The sequence below is a fragment of the Fibrobacter sp. UWB2 genome, assembly GCF_002210425.1.
Lineage (GTDB): Bacteria > Fibrobacterota > Fibrobacteria > Fibrobacterales > Fibrobacteraceae > Fibrobacter > Fibrobacter elongatus.
Map to the genome: position 1 here is coordinate 34,206 of NZ_MWQK01000002.1, position 21,192 is coordinate 55,397.

Annotated in this window: 15 protein-coding genes and 1 other RNA gene; 15 read left to right on the forward strand and 1 reads right to left on the reverse strand. The window is 49.0% G+C overall.

Features of this window, described 5'->3' with window-relative positions; all coding sequences use genetic code 11:
* The first annotated feature begins 2 nt into the window (after positions 1-2).
* From nuoL to B7982_RS03590, 14 genes are all read left to right on the forward strand, one after another.
* Positions 3-1,946 carry an NADH-quinone oxidoreductase subunit L gene (nuoL, locus tag B7982_RS03525; protein ID WP_088659576.1) on the forward strand — a complete coding sequence of 648 codons (1,944 nt, stop codon included), beginning with the start codon at positions 3-5 and terminating at the stop codon, positions 1,944-1,946.
* Positions 1,946-3,586 carry a NuoM family protein gene (locus B7982_RS03530; protein WP_088659577.1) on the forward strand — a complete coding sequence of 547 codons (1,641 nt, stop codon included), beginning with the start codon at positions 1,946-1,948 and terminating at the stop codon, positions 3,584-3,586. The genes nuoL and B7982_RS03530 overlap by 1 nt, the downstream gene beginning before the upstream one ends.
* Positions 3,576-5,060 (forward strand): NADH-quinone oxidoreductase subunit N, encoded by a 1,485-nt coding sequence (locus tag B7982_RS03535; RefSeq protein ID WP_088659578.1) that lies wholly within the window; start codon positions 3,576-3,578, stop codon positions 5,058-5,060. The genes B7982_RS03530 and B7982_RS03535 overlap by 11 nt, the downstream gene beginning before the upstream one ends.
* Before the next feature lie 176 nt (positions 5,061-5,236).
* Positions 5,237-6,016, forward strand: a complete 780-nt coding sequence (locus B7982_RS03540) for a hypothetical protein (protein WP_233138349.1) — start codon at positions 5,237-5,239, stop codon at positions 6,014-6,016.
* A 7-nt stretch (positions 6,017-6,023) separates the two neighbouring features.
* Positions 6,024-6,593, forward strand: a complete 570-nt coding sequence (locus B7982_RS03545; protein WP_088659580.1) for a hypothetical protein — start codon at positions 6,024-6,026, stop codon at positions 6,591-6,593.
* Between the two features lie 105 nt (positions 6,594-6,698).
* Positions 6,699-7,184 (forward strand): 2-C-methyl-D-erythritol 2,4-cyclodiphosphate synthase, encoded by a 486-nt coding sequence (gene ispF / locus B7982_RS03550; protein ID WP_088659581.1) that lies wholly within the window; start codon positions 6,699-6,701, stop codon positions 7,182-7,184.
* A 113-nt stretch (positions 7,185-7,297) separates the two neighbouring features.
* Positions 7,298-10,993, forward strand: a complete 3,696-nt coding sequence (locus B7982_RS03555) for a peptidase A26 (protein WP_088659582.1) — start codon at positions 7,298-7,300, stop codon at positions 10,991-10,993.
* Positions 10,994-11,290: 297 nt separating this feature from the next.
* Entirely contained in the window at positions 11,291-12,997 is a 1,707-nt protein-coding gene (locus tag B7982_RS03560; RefSeq protein WP_073423376.1) for a Na/Pi cotransporter family protein, read from the forward strand.
* A 220-nt stretch (positions 12,998-13,217) separates the two neighbouring features.
* Positions 13,218-13,892, forward strand: a complete 675-nt coding sequence (locus B7982_RS03565; RefSeq protein WP_072827532.1) for a winged helix-turn-helix domain-containing protein — start codon at positions 13,218-13,220, stop codon at positions 13,890-13,892.
* Complete coding sequence (locus B7982_RS03570; RefSeq protein WP_073423375.1) at positions 13,889-15,277, forward strand: ATP-binding protein; 1,389 nt, start codon at positions 13,889-13,891, stop codon at positions 15,275-15,277. Before B7982_RS03565 ends, B7982_RS03570 begins: the two co-directional genes overlap by 4 nt.
* Positions 15,274-16,983, forward strand: a complete 1,710-nt coding sequence (locus tag B7982_RS03575) for a Na/Pi cotransporter family protein (RefSeq protein WP_088659583.1) — start codon at positions 15,274-15,276, stop codon at positions 16,981-16,983. The genes B7982_RS03570 and B7982_RS03575 overlap by 4 nt, the downstream gene beginning before the upstream one ends.
* A 117-nt stretch (positions 16,984-17,100) precedes the next feature.
* Positions 17,101-17,649, forward strand: a complete 549-nt coding sequence (locus B7982_RS03580; protein ID WP_144065912.1) for a hypothetical protein — start codon at positions 17,101-17,103, stop codon at positions 17,647-17,649.
* Positions 17,650-17,652: 3 nt separating this feature from the next.
* A complete protein-coding gene (locus tag B7982_RS03585; RefSeq protein WP_088659585.1) occupies positions 17,653-18,297 on the forward strand; it encodes an ABC transporter permease in 645 nt (214 codons plus the stop codon).
* Positions 18,298-18,325: 28 nt separating this feature from the next.
* Positions 18,326-18,859 (forward strand): hypothetical protein, encoded by a 534-nt coding sequence (locus B7982_RS03590; protein WP_088659586.1) that lies wholly within the window; start codon positions 18,326-18,328, stop codon positions 18,857-18,859.
* Positions 18,860-18,896: 37 nt separating this feature from the next.
* On the opposite strand, the gene rnpB is transcribed toward B7982_RS03590, so the two are convergent.
* Positions 18,897-19,275, reverse strand: an RNA gene (rnpB, locus tag B7982_RS03595) — RNase P RNA component class A.
* Between the two features lie 121 nt (positions 19,276-19,396).
* On the opposite strand from rnpB, the gene B7982_RS03600 reads away from it, so the two are divergent.
* The gene (locus tag B7982_RS03600; protein WP_233138352.1) at positions 19,397-21,160 is read left to right on the forward strand and encodes a hypothetical protein; all 1,764 of its coding nucleotides are present in this window, start codon (positions 19,397-19,399) and stop codon (positions 21,158-21,160) included.
* Positions 21,161-21,192: the final 32 nt, after the last annotated feature.

Below are 21,192 nucleotides of genomic sequence, written 5' to 3' on the forward strand. Positions count from 1 at the left end.
CAATGATTTCTCTTGGTTTGATACCTCTCTTCCCGTTGTTGGGATGCATTATCCTCGGTGCTATCGCCGTTATTTCTGCGGGCAGCAAGAAGGGACCTGCTGAAGGTTTCGTTGGAACGCTCGCAGTCCTCTTCCCGGCGCTTTCCTTTGCAGGTGTTGCTCTCCTTTCGCTCAATATGCCGGATGGCGGCATCCGTGAAACGCTCTGCAACTGGATTGACATCCCGATGTTCCGTGTGGATATCGGATTCCTGTTCGATGGTCTTTCCCGCATCATGCTCCTGTTCGTGACAGGCATCGGCTCTCTCATCGCTCTCTACTCGATCGGTTACATGCACGGCGACCGCGGCTTTGCCCGTTACTTCGCCTACATCAACCTCTTCTTGTTCAGCATGATCGTGCTTGTGCTCTCGGACAACTTGCTCCTCACGTTCCTCGGTTGGGAAGGCGTGGGGCTCTGCTCCTACCTCCTTATCGGTTTCTGGAACAAGGATATCAAGAATTGCCATGCCGCAAACAAGGCTTTCATCGTGAACCGCGTGGGCGATATCGGCTTCTTGCTCGGTATGCTCTGCCTCGTGACGATCGGTGGCTCTGCTATCCTCAACTACGATGTGCTTTCGAACTTCATCAGCATGGTCATCAGCGGTAACCACGTTGAATTGGTCATCCCGGTTCTCTCCGTGGCTGGCATCCTCTTCTTCATCGGTTGCACGGGTAAGTCCGCTCAGATTCCGCTTCTCACCTGGCTTCCGGATGCTATGGCGGGTCCGACTCCGGTTTCTGCATTGATCCATGCCGCAACGATGGTGACTTCTGGTGTCTATTTGCTCGCCCGTCTTGGCAGCATGTTTGCCCTCCTCCCGGTCGTACTCGACATTATCGTGGTGGTCGGTATGCTCACTGCTTTCTGGGCTGCAGTTGCAGGTCTTTTCCAGAACGACATCAAGAAGGTTCTTGCTTACTCTACCATTAGCCAGCTCGGTTACATGTTCATGGCTTCTGGTGTTTGCGCCTTTGACGCTTCTATCTTCCACGTGTTTACGCACGCCTTCTTCAAGGCGGCGCTCTTCCTTGGCGCTGGTGCCGTGATTCACGCTCTCTCGGGCGAACAGGACATGCGCAAGATGGGTGGCCTTTTGAAGAAGACTCCGGTGACTGCCTGCGTGATGATCTTTGCATTCCTCGCGATTGTCGGCTTCCCGGGCTTCTCCGGTTTCTGGTCCAAGGACCTGATTCTCGAAAAGATTTTCATGAGTGGCACGATGGGCCAGGCTGTTTACGTCGTGGGCCTCATTACCGCTGTGATTACCGCTGTCTACATGGGTCGCCTCATTATCCTTACGTTCTTCGGTAGCTACCGCGGTTCTAAGGAAAGTGAAGAACACATCCACGAAGCTCCGGCTGTCATGCTCATCCCGATGGTGATTCTCGCTTTCGGTGCCGTGTTTGCCGGTTACCTCTGGGCTGATTCCATCGGCATCAAGTTCTTTGCTGAAACGCTCGCTCCGGTCGTTGGCGCCGCACAGGCTTACAACACTCCGGCTGTGGTAGCCCATGTGAACCCGGTGGTCTTTGCCGCTCTCGGTACGGTGGCTGCCCTTCTCGGTATGTTCATCGCTTACAAGATTTACGCCAATGCCCGTATCCCGGCTGCTAAGGGTAGCTCCGCTCCTGAAGGTGGCAAGGCTACGTGGACGTTCCTGTTCGATTCCATCCACAAGTACGTGGGCATCATCCCGGTTAACGTGCTTGCATGGATTTGCGATGTCGTTGTCGACAAGATTCTCGCGGCTGCCCAGTGGACGATTGGTGCAATCGCAACGATTCTCGGTGACGGCGCCGCCTCGTTCCAGGTGCGCAAGGTTCGCCTCCAGATTGCCCTTAGCATTCTTGGGCTGGTGGCGTTGTTGGCTATTGTTATTTTGACTGGAGGTACTCTCTAATGCTGTTACATCTCCTTGTCCTCGCCCCGTTCGTTGCCGCCATTCTCATGGTGATGACGTCCAAGGAAGACTCCAAGTCTTCTTCCCGCCTTGCCATTCTGATGGGCATCGGCTTTACCGCCATGTCTGTCGCCTTGATTGCAGGCGGTAGCGTTTCGACGGAAGCTATTGAATGGTTCCAGATTCCTGGTTGCAAGGGACCTGTCTACTACTACCTCACAAGTCACGGACTTGCCTCCTGGATGGTGTTCCTCTCCAGCGGCCTTTCTCTCGTGGCTTTGATTTCTGCACGTGCAATTACTTGCAGAAGCTATCGCAACTTCGCTATCGGCATCTTCTCCTTGATGGGCGCCATGAACGGCACCTTCCTTGCAGCTGATGCAGTGCTCTTCTTCTTCTTCTTCGAAGCCATGGTGATTCCGGCTGCGGTTCTCATCGCTGGTTTCGGTGGCAAGGACAGAATGAAGGCTGCGATGACGTTTGCGATTTACACGTTGGTCGGTTCTGCTCCGATGATGGTCGCTCTCTGGTACATCTTGACGATCGCCGATAACTCGACGCTCATCTCGCTCGCCGTTGCTGTCCAGGGCCTCCCGGAAGGAACCCAGAACGTGCTTCTCGTGTGCTTCCTCTTGGCATTCCTCGTGAAAACTCCGATTTTCCCGTTCCACGGCTGGCAGGCGATCACTTACGCTGAAGCTCCGGCTCCGCTCTCTGCAATCCTCACGGGTGCAATGAGTAAGGCTGGCGTGTTTGGCTTTATCGTCTGGATCCTCCCGATTTTCCCGCTTTCGATGAACGCAGTCTCCTGCATGATGTGGCTTGGCCTCTTCACGGCAGTTTACGGCGCTCTCATGGCTCTCCGCGCAACGGATGGCAAGAAACTCCTTGCTTTCAGCTCCATGGGCCACTTGGGTCTCGCTGTGGCTGGCGTGTTCAGCCTCTCCGAAGCTATGCTTCCGGCTGTGCTCGTGTTGCTCGTCGCTCACGGCATTTCGGCTGGCGCTCAGTTCTACCTCATGGGTATTGCAGAACGCATGGCGGGTACGCGCGAACTTGATCAGCTTGGCGGTCTTTCTTCCAAGAATCCGGTGTTCTCGACACTCTTTGGCTTTGCCGGCGTGATGGCTCTCGCTGTTCCTGGTACGGCAGGCTTTGTCGGTGAATTCTCCGTGCTCCTCGCTTTGTGGGACATGGGTCCGCTTCCGGCTCTCGTGGCAGGTTTCACCTTGATTCTCTCCGCTGCATATATGCTCCGCTTCATCCAGAAGGTCATCTTCGGTAAGCAGGCTCGTGAATACGAAGAAGGCCGTCGCACGATGCCGCTCGAAGGCGTTAGCATCGCCGTGATGCTCTTGCTCCTCCTCGTGTTCGGTTTCCACCCGGCATACGTGACGGATACCCTCAACGAAGTTGAAACGACCGAAGATCCGGCTGCAGTCCAGGTGCTGAACAGCGCTGCTCTCAATAACGGCGAAGCTCCGATGACTGCCGAAGAAATCCACCAGTTGGATTCGACGCTTGCCGCAGCCGGCTTCAAGGATGACGAACGCGCTTCGATCATCGCTCAGATGAAGGGCGACGCTTCCGCTGATGCAAAATCTGAAAAATCTGTGAAGGAGGCTTCCGATGCTAAGTAATCTTGTTTTTCTCTTGCCGGTAATCTTCGTGGTCTTGGGCGGCATGGTGGCTCTCGCTGCTGAACCGTTCTTGCGCGACGAAAACAAGCACAAGGTTCTTCCTTGGGTGGCTGCTTTCTTCATTGCTCTTGGCGTTGCCGCTTTGTACTACGCAAAGACCGAAGCTCTCTTGAACCTTTACGCGATGGACCCAGTTCGCCGCGTGCTTTGCGCTGCAATCCTCCTCTGCGGTTTCCTCGGCATTTCGGGCCTCCAGTGGACTCTTGGCCGAGAACAGTTCAAGGGCGGTGAAGCTTATGGCCTCATGATGCTTGCTACTAGCGGTGCCATGCTCATGACTCAGGCTATCGACTTTGTTGCCTTGTTCATTGCAATGGAACTCACGAGCTTCCCGATTTACGCTCTCGTGGGCATCCGTCGTAAGGACGTGAATGCAAACGAAGGCGTGTTCAAGTACTTTGTTTCGGGTGCTGTTTTCAGCGCTATCTTCCTCTACGGTGTTTCGCTCATTTACGGTGCAACGGGTTCGACGCATTTCTGCGGTCACGTGCTCGAAGGCCGTATGGCAATCTACAGCGTCGGTATGCTCTTTGTGATTGCTGGCCTCCTCTTCAAGGCTGGCGCTGCTCCGCTCCACTTCTGGGTGGCTGATGTCTATACGGGCGCCTCTGTTGCCGTGACGGGCTTTATGGCCGCTGTCGTGAAGGTCGGTGCTCTTGCCGCTCTCGGTACGGTCTGGGTAAGCGTTCTCGTGACGCGCTCCGGTGCCGAAGCGGTGTGGAACCTCGCCGAAAAGGTGACTGTCGCAAATCCGTCCAAGCCGCTCTTCTACGTGGTCTTGGTGGTTGCTCTCCTCTCCATGGTGATAGGTGCATTTAGTGGCCTTGCTCAAAAGTCTGTGCGTCGCATCTTGGCATTCTCTGCTGTGATGAACGCTGGCTTTATCGTGATTGGTCTCTTGGTCCCGAATTACCTCGGCAAGGGCGAAATCCAGATGGGCCCGATGTTCTACTTCCTCATCACTTATGCGATTGCCTCTGCGGGCGCCTTGACGGGTATTGCCTACATGTCGGGCAAGGATGATTGCAAGGAAAATCTCGAAGACCTCCAGGGTGCAGGTCGCCGCCGTCCGTTTGTGGCTCTTGGCGTTGCCGTGTGCCTTGCTTCTCTTGCTGGCCTTCCGCCGGTTGCTGGTTTCCTCGCCAAGTTCACGCTGTTCACCGAAGCCTTCAATGCTGACCTCGGCTGGCTTGCCGCTATCGGCTTTGGCCTCTCCTTGGTGGCTGCAGTTTACTACCTCCGCATTGCCTATGTGCTCTTTGCCCCGGCAAAGGACGACAAGTGCTGCGGTGGTGACCATATCTGCTGCAAGTCGAACTACGCATACGTTTACTTGCTCCGCTTTGCTGTTGCCGTGTCCGCTATCGCACTCCTCGTGATTAGCGCTCGCCCGGCTCTTGCTTTGATCGGCTAGTAAAACTTGTCATTCCTCTTCGAGGTTTGATCGCTGCGAGTATCAAATGCGAGTTCACAAGTGGCCTCTCGCTTGATACCCTTGCATGTCATTCCCGCCTCCGAGCGGGAATCTCCATTACAGAAATGAAAAACATCTCGGCGTGAATGCCGGGATGTTTTTTTTGTATTTTGTTCTTGAAAAAGGAAATTTCTAATATGACAACTCCGAAAAGTGTTGAAAAGAACAAAGAGACGTTTAAAGGGACTCTGATTTTTTGGCTTTGTGAAATTATGGGTGAATTGGGAATTCACTGTTTTGTTAGTGGCAGAACCCTAAGAGGTTTGCTCTATTTGTCTATGACCATTATTTCTTGCTTTATCATTCCTCTTGCAGTTCCCTTTGTAATGTTCTTAGGGAAACCTATGTATGGCTTGGACTTGATTGCAGGAATAATGATTTTTATTGTGACTGTGCTTGTTTTTATAGATGCGTGGACAATTGGGAACGGCCATTATGAAAATAAAATAAATGGCAAGAAGTATAGGGGTGGCTTATGGATGAAAGTAGTAGCTATTCTAGGGCTTGTTTTAAATTTGACTTACGTGGTTTTTGGGGGATATTTTTTTAATATGTCTGAAACCATAAGTAATGATTTAAAAACACGGGTCGTAACGGTTTTGAATGCTGGTGTTGACGATTATTTGGAAAAACAAGGGTTGTTTTTTGATAAGGAACATCAAATAGGAAGTTTTGAACAGATTGGTTATGCATCACATTTTAAATATTTTGATTTTATAGATTTGAATGCAGGATTGAAGATATCTTATAAACTCAATTTTGGATGTCCTCATCAATCAATATGGACGATAACACCTTCTATAGTTGATGGAAAATTGAAATGGAATGTAACAGAACCGGAAGATACAAGGTGCTCTGAATTTTTTCCATTGAAGTTGAATTTGAAAGAAAAATGAACTAAATATGGTTTGTTCAAAGTGTGGTGAAAAGTTCGATTATTACGAGCCTTGCTGCCCGTGGTGCGGGGCTCCGAAACCGGTTGAAGAACCGAAATCGGCTGGCAATGTTTCGCCCATGGAGGAGTCTTCGGAAAAAGAGGACGAATGCGTCACGTTTGAGTCTAAGAGAGACCATGATGGCGCTTTTGAAATTGCGCGCCAGCACGTTGGTTCGATTCTGAGTCTTTGTCTTGGTCTTTTCCTATTTCGCACAGATGATATGTTCTGTTTGGTGTTATCACTATTCTTTGTGATAGGTGCCCCTTTTATATTCTTAAATGCGCGTTTTTTAGCAAAAGTTGTCCATAAAGTCAAATGCTACAAGGATAGGTTTGTGTTATGTACATGTTATGATGAGATGGCTTTTTCTTTCGATAAGGCGAATCGGCCTGAAATGAAAATTAGTGTATTTGATGGTTACAACACAATTGTTTTTCAAAACAGTCAATATCGAAAAACATTCATTGTCTGCGAGCGTGATTTTCCTGAAGTTGTGAAGGCGATGAAGAGGGTCTACGGCATATCGGCTGAATAAAATTTTTATTATTTAGATGAAATGGAGATGCCCGCTCAGAGGCGGGCATGACAAAATAAAAAAGTTGATCTTATTAATGCCTGCGGGCATGAAAAAGGAATTATTATGGACAAAATTTATCGTTCTGGTATTGGTTTTGATGTTCACAAGCTGGTGGAAGGCCGCAAGTGCATTATCGGCGGCGTGGACATCCCGTACGAAAAGGGCTTGCTCGGCCACAGCGATGCTGACGTGCTTTTGCATGCCATTAGCGATGCTTTGCTCGGCGCTGCAGGCCTCGGCGACATCGGCACGTACTTCCCGGATACGGACCCGGCATTCAAGGGCGCTGACAGCTTGGAACTTTTGCGCAAGGTCGGAGAAGAAGTCAAGAAGGCTGGCTACGAAATCATCAACATCGATAGCATTGTGATGTGCGAACGCCCGAAGGTGAATCCGCACAAGGAACAAATGAAGGCAAATATTGCCCGCGTGCTTGGCCTTGATGTGAAACAGATTGGTATCAAAGGCACGACGACCGAAAAGCTTGGCTTCACGGGTCGCGGCGAAGGTATCGCAAGCCAGGCCGTTGTGATGGTGCGCTCTATTTAATTGAACTCGCGGCACGGTTATATTCCCGGCTGGGTTTTAATCCCGGTCGGGCTTTTTTTGTCCGTAATATATTTTGTATATTATAGCTTGTAGGTAATTTGGAAGGAGTGTTTATGTCCAAAAAGTTTTATGCTGCGGTAGCTATTATGGTGGCTACTTGCGCTCAGGTTTCTTTGGCGGCGTGGGATGGCTCGGCGAAAGTGCCGAAAGTCGTTGAAAAGGATGGACAAAACTTTTATGAAATCACGTCTCCGGAGGAACTGATTGGCTTCTTGGATTCTGTGCTAGTGGGTAAGGCCGGAGATGAGTCCCTCAAGGCTTACTTGAAAAATGATGTCGTATTCGGGGCAGATACATCAAAGCTTTGTGAAAAACGCTGGGTCCGTAATAAAGAGCAGTCAATGTTTACGGGTGATTTTGATGGACGCGGACATTCCATTTACGGCTTGAATGCCGAAAATGCTTTGTTTCGCGAAGTGGGCATGAGCGCAGGTTCTGTTCACGATGTCAGCGTGGTGCATGGTTCTTTTGGTAGCGATTCCGTGACTCGTGCGGCATCAATTGCGGATATTTTGGATGGATCCATTTGGAGTGTGAACGTTATTGCTACGGATGTCCGTAGCGCTTATGATGCTGCAGGCATTGCTGCTAACGTATCAAGCCCGTATGGGTCCGATGGTAAACATGCACTTATCCTTAATAGCCATGTTATAGGCGGCTCCGTTGGCGGTAGCTATTATGTTGGTGGTATTGCCGGTTTTTCTGCGGGTAAAATTCATGGTTGCTCAAATTCTGCTCGAGTTTATACGGTTGAAAATCCAAATGTAAAAGAGCAAATGATTGAACATCTTGGTGGCATTGTGGCGTATTCTACAGTGGACTTTGGCACTGCCATTGGAAATTGCGTCAATCGCGGAAAAATCGAAATGGAGTCTTTGGCTCAATGGGCGTATGTAGGTGGCATTGCTGGCGAAGTTGATGGAAATATCGAAAATCTTCAAAATTATGGAGAAGTTTCATCAAAGGTTACATTTGCTTCGGATACGGCGAAATCTACTTGGGCCGCGGCTTCTTATGTGGGCGGAATTGCAGGGCAACATTCTTTGCCTAGAAAGTACTCCGGTGAAAATCGTGACTTGTTGAATGAAGGGAATGTGCTTGCTGTTTTTGATAACAGGATTGAAAATGGCGACTTCATGGTTGGCGGTGTTGTTGGAAATGCGGACCGGTCGAGCATTACTAATGCCCTTAATCGAGGTTCCGTTGTTGCTCATGGCTTTGGCAAATTGACGAAAACGTCTGTGGGCGGTGTCACCGGTTTGGCCAATATGAATGTATATAGCGGTTTTGCAAAGCTTAAGAACCGTGGCAATGTCTATGGCGGAGGTACGTTCCGCACTCATGTCGGTGGACTTGCAGGGCGGATGGAAGGTTATGTTGTAGATGATCCGAAATTTGTGCAGTCGTTTAATTATGGTAGTGTGACTGGCGTTGTTGCGGATACCTCGAGTGTATCCGAGGCTTTGAATGTGGGCGGTCTCCTGGGCTATGGTGATGCCATTGTTTTCAGCGATGTTTACAATCGCGGAAAACTTTTGGCAAAGGGCAAGCTTGTTTATGGTGGTAGCTATGTGGGCGGTATCGTGGGCTTGAACCGTTATCCGACTGCCTCTATTTCTAATGCTTATAGTGCTACACCGGAAATCGCGGGTGACACTGTGGGTGGTGTTGTTGGCTATTCGCTTGAGGCCGCAGTTCCAAGCAATACTTATTTTGACAAGACTCTTGCCGATGTAAAATCGTTTGGAAAAAACTATTTCGAAACGGCGGATGATCCGGATTGTGGAAGAGCTACTTCCGTATTGCAAAACGATGAAATACTTGCGATGTTGAACACCCAAAATGGCAAAGTGGCCGACCGCAAATTGTGGGTGCGCCGTGGTGGATACCCGGTATTGACTTTTGATAGTTTGTATAAAAATGATTCACTTTTCTTTGATCTGCAAACGTATGCGCTTCCGTCTGCAGAAATCGTGAATGATACTGCTGTTTACACTATAAAGACTGCTGATGAACTTGCGACTTTGTTGGAAATGGGCTCGTCCTTTGGATACAAAATGTTCAAGGTCAAACTTGCAAACGATATTGTGATGGGTGAGGATTCTACGCACCTATCTATGCGCAAGATGTCTATTGATACGAGCGGACTTTGCATTAACATGATGTTTGACGGACAAGGCCATACCGTTTACGGGTTGAACATGTCTAGAGCAATGTTCTATTGCTTGGCCGAGGGTGCCGTTATTGATAATATGACGATTGCAAACAGCCGTTTTGCAAATGATTATGGAATGTCTGCTGCTGGAGTCGCAATTTCGTTAAAAAAGAATAGCGCTATTCGCAATGTGAAAATCAGGAATAGCCTTGTTCGCGGCGGTGACGTTGCGGGTGGTATTGTCGCTAACAGTTACGGCACGATGTTGGAGGTGGCAAACGATAATACTCCGGTTTACGCCTCGGATAAGGCGGGTGGCATTGCGGGTGAAAGCAATGGATTTATTGTGGGGGCGTCCAATTCGGGCAAGGTCTCGGGGCGCTTGGCCGGTGGCATTGTGGGTTATTCTTACTTTAATAATGGGATTGTCAAGAATGCATCGAACACTGGGGCGATTCTCGGTTCTGGCGAATATTCCGTAGCGGCGGGTGGCATTGTCGGCTATTCTTTCCGCTTGCAGGTTATGGATGCCTTGAATACGGGGCTTGTTGAAGCATCGTCTGCCTCTGCTAAGGTCTATGCGGGCGGTATCGCGGGTAGAATCGATTCTTCTACGACATTGGATAGGCTCGGGAACTGGGGCCGCGTGCATATCTTGGGTGGCACTGTCGCCTATGCGGGTGGCCTTGTTGGATGGTACGAAGGGTTGCCTGTTAGGGGCTTGGAAAAGCCGACTCCGGGTGCAAACTTTTTGGAGAGCTTTAACTATGGCCCCGTGTATGTCAAGACGGCAAAAGACAGCTCATATGCGGGCGGTATTGCGGGCTATGGAAAGTTTGGCATATTCCATGGAATCTACAATAGGGGTGTTGTGAAGAATGAAGGTCCGTCGTCCAAGAAATGGACTGGTGGCGTGCTCGCATCGGTCGAACACGGCCAACTGTACAGTAGCTATAGCTATACCGATACGTTGACGGGTAATGGTGTTGGTGCGCTTGTTCATGACTGGCAGGGATTTACTTATATAGAACGCAATTATTATGGCAAGGGCTTGGTGGATGCTCCTGCGATTGTGAAAATCGCCCTGGATGATACTTCTAAGGTTTATAGGAATGTCGAAGCCAAGACCTTTGATGAACTGAAATCGGCTTCTATGGATTTGGAGACCGGTGGCTTGACGTGGATTTTGGGTGATTGCTTGCCGAAGCTTGCGCACGATACGACCACGGCTTGTAAGGTGAACGTGGTGGAGGACTACTTTGATACGAGTTTTGTTGATCAAATCGTTTTCCAGGAAAACGTGATTTTTGCCGATTCTACGGATAATCAGGGGTCGGGAAGTGGTGAAGGTCCCGTGGCGACTCCGAAATCTCCGGTGATGGCGAAGGCTGCTCCGTTAAGTGTTCAGGTGGTTGCTCGTAACATTGCGCTTTCGGGGCTTTCTGGAAATCGACCGGTGCTCGTGATGGATATGCAGGGGCGCTTGGTGAAGTCCGTCCGTGCGCATGGTCCGTCGGTGAATATCGCGGTCCCGAGGGCAGGGCGCTACATCGTCCGCAGCGGCTCGCTTGTGCATGTTGTGAGCGTGCATTAGTAGAGGAAAAAGACTTTGTCGCTCTGGAGGGTGTTTTACACCTTCTAAGCTCTAAGTTCTACCAACTAACAACTAATAACTGCGGTTCCGCCGCTCATTGCTTGTTGTCCCCGGTTCAACACGACCGGGGCTCTCTTGTTTTTTGACCGCGAATTTTACATTGCTTTTTCTATATTTTACATCGTCTTTATATACTTTACATTTGTTTTACAAATAACAATTCACCGCCATGAGTCCGAACTAGCTGAACGGCAGCGACGATGATCCGGTAGTGGCGCAACATAGGAATAAAACTATATGGCCTGGATGGCTCTTAAAATGTTGGGTTGCTTGGCTCTCCTCATGTTCGGCATGAAGTCGATGAGCGAAGCCTTGCAGAAAATGGCTGGTCCGCAGCTGAGACATGTTCTCGGCACGATGACCACGAACCGTTTTACGGGTATGCTCACCGGTATGTTTGTGACTGCCTCTGTGCAGAGTTCGACCGCCACCACGTTGATGACGGTCTCTTTTGTAAATGCGGGGCTTTTAACGCTCATGCAGGCGATTTCGATTATTCTCGGTGCCCACATCGGTACGACCGTGACTGCATGGATCATGAGCCTTGGATTCTCGTTCAACATCGCAAACTTTGTCTACCCGGCGTTTTTCATCGGCATTATCCTTGTGTACATGAACAAGAAACGCGTTGTGGGCGATTTCCTGTTCGGTGTTGGATTCCTCTTTTTGGGCCTTACGACACTTAAGGAAACTGGCTTTGCTGTGGTGCAGGACCCGGCGGCAAGCGCTTCAATCAGTGCTTTCTTTGCCCGCTTTAGCGATCCGAACTTCTTCAATTCGCTGTTCTTCCTTGTGATGGGTACGGTGCTTACGCTTTGCGTGCAGTCTTCCGCTGCTATCATGGCCATTACGATGATTCTTTGCTCAACCGGCGTTTTGCATATTGACCAGGGCATTATGCTTGTGCTTGGCGAAAACATCGGTACGACGATTACGGCAAACATTGTGGCACTCTCGGCCAATACGCAGGCCCGCCGTGCCGCTCTCGCTCACTTCACGATTAACGTTATCGGTGTGATTTGGGTGGTGATTGTGCTCAAGTGGTTCCTCGGCGCCGTTTGCCATGTGGTCGGCTTTGATCTTGGCATCCGTCCGGGCGACGAAGGCTATGCCGCTAACCTCGCGAAGATTTCCGTGGTGCTCGCCACGTTCCACTCCGCATTCAACGTCTCTAACACGTTCCTCCAGATTTGGTTCATCAAGTACATCGAAAAGTTCGTGTGCCGCGTGATCAAGCCGAAGAATTCCGATGAAGAAGAAGACTCCCGCTTGCACTTCATTAGCTCTGGCTTGATGGGTACGCCTGAACTTTCGCTCCTCGAAGCCCGCAAGGAAATCAGCTTGTTTGCCGTGCGTACGCAGAAGATGTTCCACTTTGTGCCGGACCTTTTGGCCATGAAGAACGAGAACGATTTTGTGAAGCTCTTCGCCCGCATCGAAAAGTACGAAGGCATCAGCGACAACATGGAAATCGAAATTGGCGATTACCTGAACAAGGTGGGCGAGGGCCGCTTGAGCCCGGAAAGTAAGACCGCTTTGCAGTGCATGCTTAAGGAAATTTCTGAAATCGAGAGCATGGGCGACGCTTGCTACAACATGGCTCGTGCTATCAATCGCAAGTTCAGGTGCAAGGGCGAATTTACGCAAGACCAGCTCGAACACATCAAGCATTTGATGCAACTCTGCGACAACGCTATGACGCACATGATCGGCGTTTTGAACGATGTCCCGCAAATCGATGTGAACCGCACGCTGAATTTCGAGAACGAAATCAACGATTACCGCAAGCTCCTCAAGGAAAAGAACGTGGCGGATATTGAATCGCAGAAGTACAGCTACCAGATTGGAGTTCATTACATGGATATCGTGAACGACTGCGAAAAGCTGGGCGACTACATTGTGAACGTGGTCGAAGCCCACGCCAACAGAAGACTCTCTGTGTAATTGCGCTAGGTCCTCACCTTCGTGAGGATGACGAAGATGATTATCATGCCGGCCTTAGTGCCGGCTTTTTCGTTGTCATGTCCGGCCTCGACTGGGCGTCTTCCGTTTGTAAAATCTGTGTAAAGTGCAAATAAAACCTTTGCGAAGTCTTTGCTTTTGCCATTGCATTCCTTCGATGGACTTTTTATCTTGATATTTGCTAAAATCGTATATTTTAGGTATGATATACATTGTAGAAGACGATCTTGAAATCCGCGAAATGGAAGCCTATGCACTTAGGAGCAGTGGCTTTGAAGTTAGTGCATTCGATTGTGCTAAAAAGCTGGATGAAGAGGTCAAAGTCTGCGTTCCGGATTTGTTCATTTTGGACATTATGCTCCCCGGCGAAGACGGTCTTAGCATTTTAAAGCGTCTCCGTGCTCAGGAAAGCACTAGGAACGTCCCGGTCATCATGCTGACGGCCAAGGGCTCCGAGCTGGACAAGGTCAAGGGCCTTGATTTGGGGGCCGATGACTATATTGCAAAACCCTTTGGCATTTTGGAGTTTGTTTCGCGTGTCAAGGCGTTGCTCCGTCGATCGAGTATAAATCTTGAAGCCGAAGAATCGAAAGTTATTTCGCTGGATGGCGTTACGCTCGATGAGGCAAAACACACCGTGGTGGCTGGCGGCGACAATGTGGAATTGACGTACAAGGAATACGAACTTCTGAAATTGCTCTTGTCGCACCCGGGGGTTGTCTATTCAAGGCAACAGATTTTGGAAAAAATCTGGGGTATCGATTTCAAGATGGACACGCGGACCGTCGATATGCACATTAAGACGCTCCGACAAAAACTGGGCGAGCAAGGGTCAATCATTCAAACTATACGTAACGTCGGGTATAAAGCGCAATGAAAGACCGTATACGATACAGCTTGATTTATATGGGTGTCATTGCCGCCCTCTTGGCTGTATTTTTTACGGTGCGAGTCTTCGAAGACGAAATGGCGGACCAGCTCAAGGTCCACTTGCGTGAAAACCTGCGGTTGATCGAAACTGCCTACATTGACGAATCGCTCGAAAGCAAACCACAAAATTTGGCACGGTTTGCTAGTGCCGACTTGCGAATCACGTTGATCGATTCGACCGGTAAAATCATTTACGATAGCGATGCGAAAGCCGCCGAAATGGAAAACCATTACAATCGCGAAGAAGTATTCGATGCGATGGAAAAGGGCTTTGGCGAAGACCTCCGCTATTCTTCTACCTTGCAGGCCAAGGCGTTTTATTTTGCAAAGCGACTGAAAGACGGCAATGTCTTGCGCTTGGGGATGCGTCAGGCGAATTTGCAGCAAGCCTATTCAAAGACGATGCCTTACCTGATTGCCTTGTTTGCGGCGGTTGTCGCGGCGGCGATTCTGATTGCGATTGGGCTTAGCCGTGCGTTTATCAGCCCGCTTCGGAAGCTCGTGGACCAGTTAGGCACTCCCGAATGGATGAATATCGAGAACGTGTACAAGGAAATTGAGCCGCTCGTCAATACTATCCGCAAGCAGGATCTCGAATTGCAATTGACGATTGAGCAGCTTTCGAACGAAAAGCAGAAAATCTCGCACTTGAAGGATGAGTTTACTGCGAACGCTTCGCACGAACTGAAGACTCCGCTGACCTCCATTTCGGGCTATGCGGAACTGATTGAAAGCGGCATGGCGAAACCCGAAGACGTCAAGATTTTTGCAGGCAAGATTCACAAGGAAGCGAAACGCCTCCAGTCGATTGCCAACGATATCATTACACTTTCCAAGCTCAATGACCGTGAAAGCGAACCTTTGGACCTCAACGAAGAAATCAACCTTTGGAATCTGGCTCAGAGCTGTATCGAAGGCTTGATGCTGAATGCGAACAAGAAAAATATCCAGCTTTCGCTTGACGGCAACCGCAATTCCGAAATTACAGGAAATTCGAAATTGCTTTTCGAAATGATTTTCAACTTGGTGGACAACTCCATCCGCTACACGGAACAAGGCGGAAAGGTCGTTGTCGTCGTTGAAGAAAACGCCATTGTCGTGAAAGATACGGGCATTGGAATTCCTGAAGAATGCCAGTCCCGCATATTCGAACGGTTCTACCGCGTGGACAAGAGCCGTTCCAAGGAAACTGGCGGCACGGGCCTTGGACTCTCCATTGTCAAGCACATTGCCGAAGTCCATCATGCTGCAATACATCTGAAATCGACTGTCGGATTCGGCACCGAAGTCAGAATTGATTTTAAATCTTCTAAAACAACTAAGGTCGTATGATACTCGCTATTTTAAAAATGATAGGTTGCCTTGCTCTCCTCATGTTCGGCATGAAGACGATGAGTGAAGGCTTGCAGAAACTTACCGGTGGACACCTCCGTACTGTTCTTGGGACTATGACAAAGCATCGCGTGGGCGGACTTTTGACCGGTACGTTCGTGACCGCCGCCGTGCAGTCTTCGACGGCAACGACTGTGATGACCGTGAGCTTTGTGAACGCGGGACTCTTGACGCTGAAACAGGCTATCCCCGTGATTATGGGCGCAAACATCGGTACGACAGCGACCGCGTGGATCATGTCGATTTTCGGATTCCAGTTCAACATGAGCAGCGTTGTTTGGCCGTTCTTTGGGCTTGGAATCGTGCTCACGTATGTCCGCAAAAATAGCGTGAAGAGCTTTGGTGAATTTGTTTTCGGTTTTGCTTTTATGTTCCTCGGCCTTACGACGCTCCGCGAAAACGCCGTGGCGATGGATTTGTCGCACAACCAGACGATTATCGACTTCTTTGCCTCGACGGGTGGCTGGGGCATTTTCAGTACGCTTTTGTTCCTCTTGCTCGGCGGCATCCTCACGATGTGCGTGCAGTCTTCGGCAGCCATCATGGCCATTACGCTTATCCTTTGCAGTAGCGGCGTGCTCCCGATTTACCAGGGCATTGCACTTGTGATGGGTGAAAACATCGGTACGACGGTGACTTCGAACTTGGCGGCTCTTTCGGCAAGTACGCAGGCTAGGCGCGCGGCTTTGGCTCACATGCTCTTTAACGTGTTCGGCGTGGTGTGGATTCTCATTGTATTTAACCCGTTCGTGAATATGGTTTGCCATGTGGTTGGCTTCGATCCGACATTTGTGCCGCAAACTCAAGAAGAAATCGCCCAGGCGAGCGTTCGTGTGACGTATGCGCTTTCCGGATTCCATACGGCATTCAACCTTTGCAACGTGCTCCTTTTGATTTGGTTCATCAAGCCGATGGAAAAGCTCATCTGCAAGATTATCAAGGACAAGGACGATGGCGAAGATTTCCGCATCAAGTTTATCAGTGGCGGCCTTATGAGTACGGCCGAACTTTCGCTCTTTGAAGCCCGCAAGGAAATTAACGTTTTTGCAGAACGCACCCTTGAAATGTTCCGCTTCTTGCCGGACCTCCTCAAGATGAAAAATGAAGAGGACTTTGTAAAGCTGTTCGCCCGCATCGAAAAGTACGAAGGTATCAGCGACAGATTTGAAATTGAAATTGGTGAATACTTGAACAAGGTCAGCGGCGGTCGCTTGAGTATCGAAAGTAAGACGATGTTGCAGTGCATGCAGAAGGAAATTTCTGAAATCGAAAGTATCGGCGATGCTTGCTACAACATGGCTCGCGCCATCAACCGCAAGTTCCATCTTGAGGAAGATTTTACCGAGGAACAGTACAGCCGCATAGAAAACATGATGAAACTTTGCGATCAGGCGCTGGTGCAGATGGTGGATGTTATCGAGGACAAGCCGCATACGAAGGCTTCGAATACGATGACGCTTGAATTTGAAATCAACGATTACCGCAAGATGCTCAAGGACTTGAATATCGAAGATATCAATGCGCAGCGCTACAGCTACCAGATTGGCGTGCATTACATGGATGTGGTGAACGACTGCGAAAAGCTGGGGGACTACGTGGTGAACGTCGTCGAAGCGCACGTGAACCACAGATTGCTCGGAAAGTAATCGGAATGGAGCCGCAGGGAATGCGCGCGACCAAGAATAAAAAATGGGACTCGAAAGAGTCCCTTTTTGTTTGGAATAAATCTATTTTATAAAAAGAAAACTTTTTGGAACTACATTATGATTCGCGTTTTATGGATTCTTTTACTTGTTGCCTCGTCCGTGCTGTGGGCACGTGATATTGACGAGAGTGTTATCGATGCCAAGTCTTTGCGGTTGGACGATGTGATTTGCAAGGGCTGCGAAAAAATGCGATACAATTCTACAGATTCGACGAGTTGTGAGTCGTGCGATGATTTTGTTCGTTGCAAACAGGATAATGAAATTGTGGAATATCAATCCGGACCGATGGGTGGCTGGAATTACGTGGACGGCGTGCGTGTTTTTAAGGGCAAAACGCGTGGACTTAAAACATGTTCTGTTCGCATCTCTTTTAGCAATGGCATCCGGTTGGGGATGACGAAAGATGAGGTCTTAAAGAAAAATCTTGACTTTAAGTGGGAAAGTGATTCCGTCTGGAAGTGGGAAAAATGGAAACGGTTGGGTCCGATGGAACCTAATGACCCCAATGATTGGCATGATTGGCAGGGTTATGAGATTCATTTTTGCAAAAATAAGGTTTGTAATATCTATTTTTGGCATATTCAACCTGATGGCGGTCCAAATTAACCCATGCTCCATGTTTTTAAACACGAACTTCGTTTGATCTTTAGGGATCCGCGTTTCTGGATTCCGTTCATCATCCCGCCGGTGATTCTCGCGGCGAGCCAGGCGATTGCGGTATCGCGTTACGGTGGCGAGATTATGCAGGGCATGGAAAGCTACATGATGCTTTTGCTCGGTTGCCTGATGGCTCCGATGGGCGCTCCCTTGGCGGGTGATTCTTTTGCAGGCGAGCGCGAGCGCAATTCTCTGGAGCTTTTGCAGCTTTCTCCGATTGCTCCTGCGAAGCTCTTTTGGGGTAAGCTTTTGGCTATTCTCCCGTTTCCGCTGGTGTTTGCGCTTTTGGCTCAGCTTGGCTACTGGTTCTCACATTCCGAAATTACGGCGACTGCTGCGGTGGCTTCTATGCTTGGGGCGCTTTCGGCGGTGCTTTTGACGACCGCATTTTCTCTGATGGTTTCGCTTCGCGTAAAAACTGTCCGTGCGGCGACCCACATGACGCTCTTTTTCATTATTCCGCTTCTTTTGCTTGTACAACTTGGCCACGAAACTTTTCTGAGTAATTTGTTTGTTCCGCTAGTATTTTGGGCTTTATCTGTAGTCATAAGCGTAGCAGTCACTTTCGCCGGCATGAAAAAATTTGTAAGTTTGTAAGAGAATTTTTTAAGAAAGGAGAAATGGAATGAAAAGGTTTTGGCTCGCTATGGGCGCAGCTGCGCTTGCATTTGCTTTGACCGCATGTGAAGATTCTGCATCGAATGCTTCTGCAGATTCGAACCAGCAAGCTTCTGAAAGAAGTGGCAGTTTCCCAAAGAATGGTGACTCGAATTTCTATTGCGAGGTGACATCGGGTGAGGGTTGGGCTCAGATTAAAGTGAACATTCCCAATTACATGGGACATGTCGAAAAGCGCAGTTATGACGCTACGACGGATGTTGGCACGCAGTATTACGAAGAATCTTATTACAACTTAAATCCGTTCCAGAAATCGGAAATGTGCCTGGAATACGAACGTGATGTCAAGAACGACAAAAAGAGAAACATCACCGATTTCTATTGTGGACATGGGGTATTTTTCATGGTCGTCACGGCGGAAAATGCAAGCCGCTATATCGAAGAATTTACGACGATGGAAGATCATTTCATAGAACGCTGCAGAGAATACCGGGAAGATTGGGATAACGGCGTTTACGACCATCGAGACGAAGAAGATTAAAAATGGTGAAGGCTCCCGCAGTTAGCGAGAGCCTTCATAGTAGAGTAGTTGTAAGCCGGGTTCTGTACTCCAATGTTGCCATCGGAGCGATGACCATCTCTCTGGACGAATCGTTACCGACCGCCTCAAGCGACCTACCCGGATATCCAGCTGGCACGGGCCGCACCAGGTTCTTTCGAACGGAATCCTGCTTGGTCTTGCACCGGATGAGGTTTACCATGCCACTCCTGTCACCAGGAGCGCGGTGAGCTCTTACCTCGCCGTTTCACCCTTACCCGCATTGCTGCGGGCGGTCTATTCTCTGCTGCACTTTCTGTCGCGTTACCGCGCCTGGACGTTATCCAGCATCTTGCCCTGCGGTGCCCGGACTTTCCTCCAGCCTTGATTGCTCGCAGCCGGCGGCCATCCGCCACTCGTGGCAAAATGTAGAAAATGCATCTGAAACGTGCAAGATTCTAAACTTTAAATTAGTATATTATCTCCGTGAAAAAATTGATATTTTGTTTGTTGAGTTTTGCGGCCACATCCTTTGCCGATGTGGTTGATTCTAATGCCGTTTTCCGCGTTGACGAAATCCGCTACAATATTGGCGATGCCTTTGACGATTCCAAGGCGCATACGAAGTACGACCGGTGGGCGTATGACATTCTGAACTGGGTGCATATCGAAACCCGCGAATCGACGGTGAGTAAGCTTCTGCTTTTTGACAAAGGCGACCTAGTCAACTTGAACTTGCTTTTGGAATCGGAACGTTTTTTGCGTGATCAGAAATTCCTTTCTGATGCCAGCATTTCTGTTGCTGGGGAAGATGGCAAAAAAGTTGTGACGGTCCAGACGAGCGATAACTGGACGCTTACGATTCCTTTTGCTTTAGGTTTTTCGGGGAATGAATGGAGCTATGATAACCTTGTTTGGGGTGTCGGCGTTCAAGAAAGTAATTTCCTTGGCCTTGGTCAAAAGCTTGGTTTTTACTTTGGACATGATCAATTCCGCGATATGTGGCAGGTGGAATACGGTGACCCACATTTCCTTTTCCGCTACAACCATTTAGACCTTTTGTACAGCTACAATACGGATGGTTACCTTGCGAGCTGGAAAATGTATGTGCCGTTCCTCAGCCGTAGCTTGAACCAGTGGGCATACACACTTGAGGGCTTGAAGAACAAGCGTAATATCTTTTATTATGGTCGCGGCGAACTTCCGACGGGCGCAAAAATTTATGACTATACGCAAAATAAGGCATTCCTCAAGCAATTAGAAATTGCCCGTAAGGATTCGGTCAATAAGAAAAAGAGCGACCGCCAAATCGATTCGATTGCAACGGATAAATACCTCAATTCCTTATCTCGTTACAATGGGAAAAAATCTGTGAAGGTGATGGCCATTGAGGATTTTATTACCGATTCCTTGAGTTTCCGGTTCAGCCGCTCGTTTGGTGGAACGCAACGCAAAATCTACTTGGGCGCGACCTATGATTACTTGCGTGAAACTGCAAATGAAGGTCGAGTATTGCCTTATGCGTTCATGTATGGTGACGACGTGTATGCCGTTGATTCCGCAAGCGCCGTCAATGAATGGGCTCAGGAACGCAAGGATTCCCGCCTTGGTTTTTATATCATGTACTCTAACTTGCGTTACGAAAAAATCAAGAATTTCCACAACGTCAGGTGGACTGAAGATATTGATAAGGGATTCTCCGTCAAGGCTCAGATTTCAAAAAATTACGAACAGCTTGGCTCCGACAATAACGACATCCGTTTGGATTTCTGGACGGACCTTTATCTTGGCCATTTAAATCACCATTTGACCTTGAAGTCGTATATGTATTTTTATTTGGATCATGGGAAGCGTCGTGATTTTTATGGACGTTTGAATGGCGAGTACATTTTCCATCCGAGTATGCGTTTTTCTACGGCTTTGTCGGGACTTGTGGATTTGTATGATGACGCTAAACTAGGCTACCAGTTGACGCTTGGCGATTCTGATGGCTTCGGATTCCCGACCGGTTTTTACGCCGGGCAAGCTCGCGTTTATGGCAATTTAGAACAGCGTTGGTTCCCTGATTTTGAAATCTTGACATTAGCGCCTGTTGTGGTTGCTTTTGGTAGTGTTGGCGAAACGGCACCGACGATCAAGGATATTAGGCGTAAGGATTTGATTTATGTGGCGGGCTTTGGCATCCGCTTGGCTCAGACAAAGTCTATCACTCGCTTGATCAATAAGATTGATGTGAGTTTCCCGCTGAACGGTGTGCTTAAAGGCAAACCTCATTACTCTGTGACGACATCGTACACATTGTAATTTTGTAGATAAACTTTTTGAAGGTGATTGAA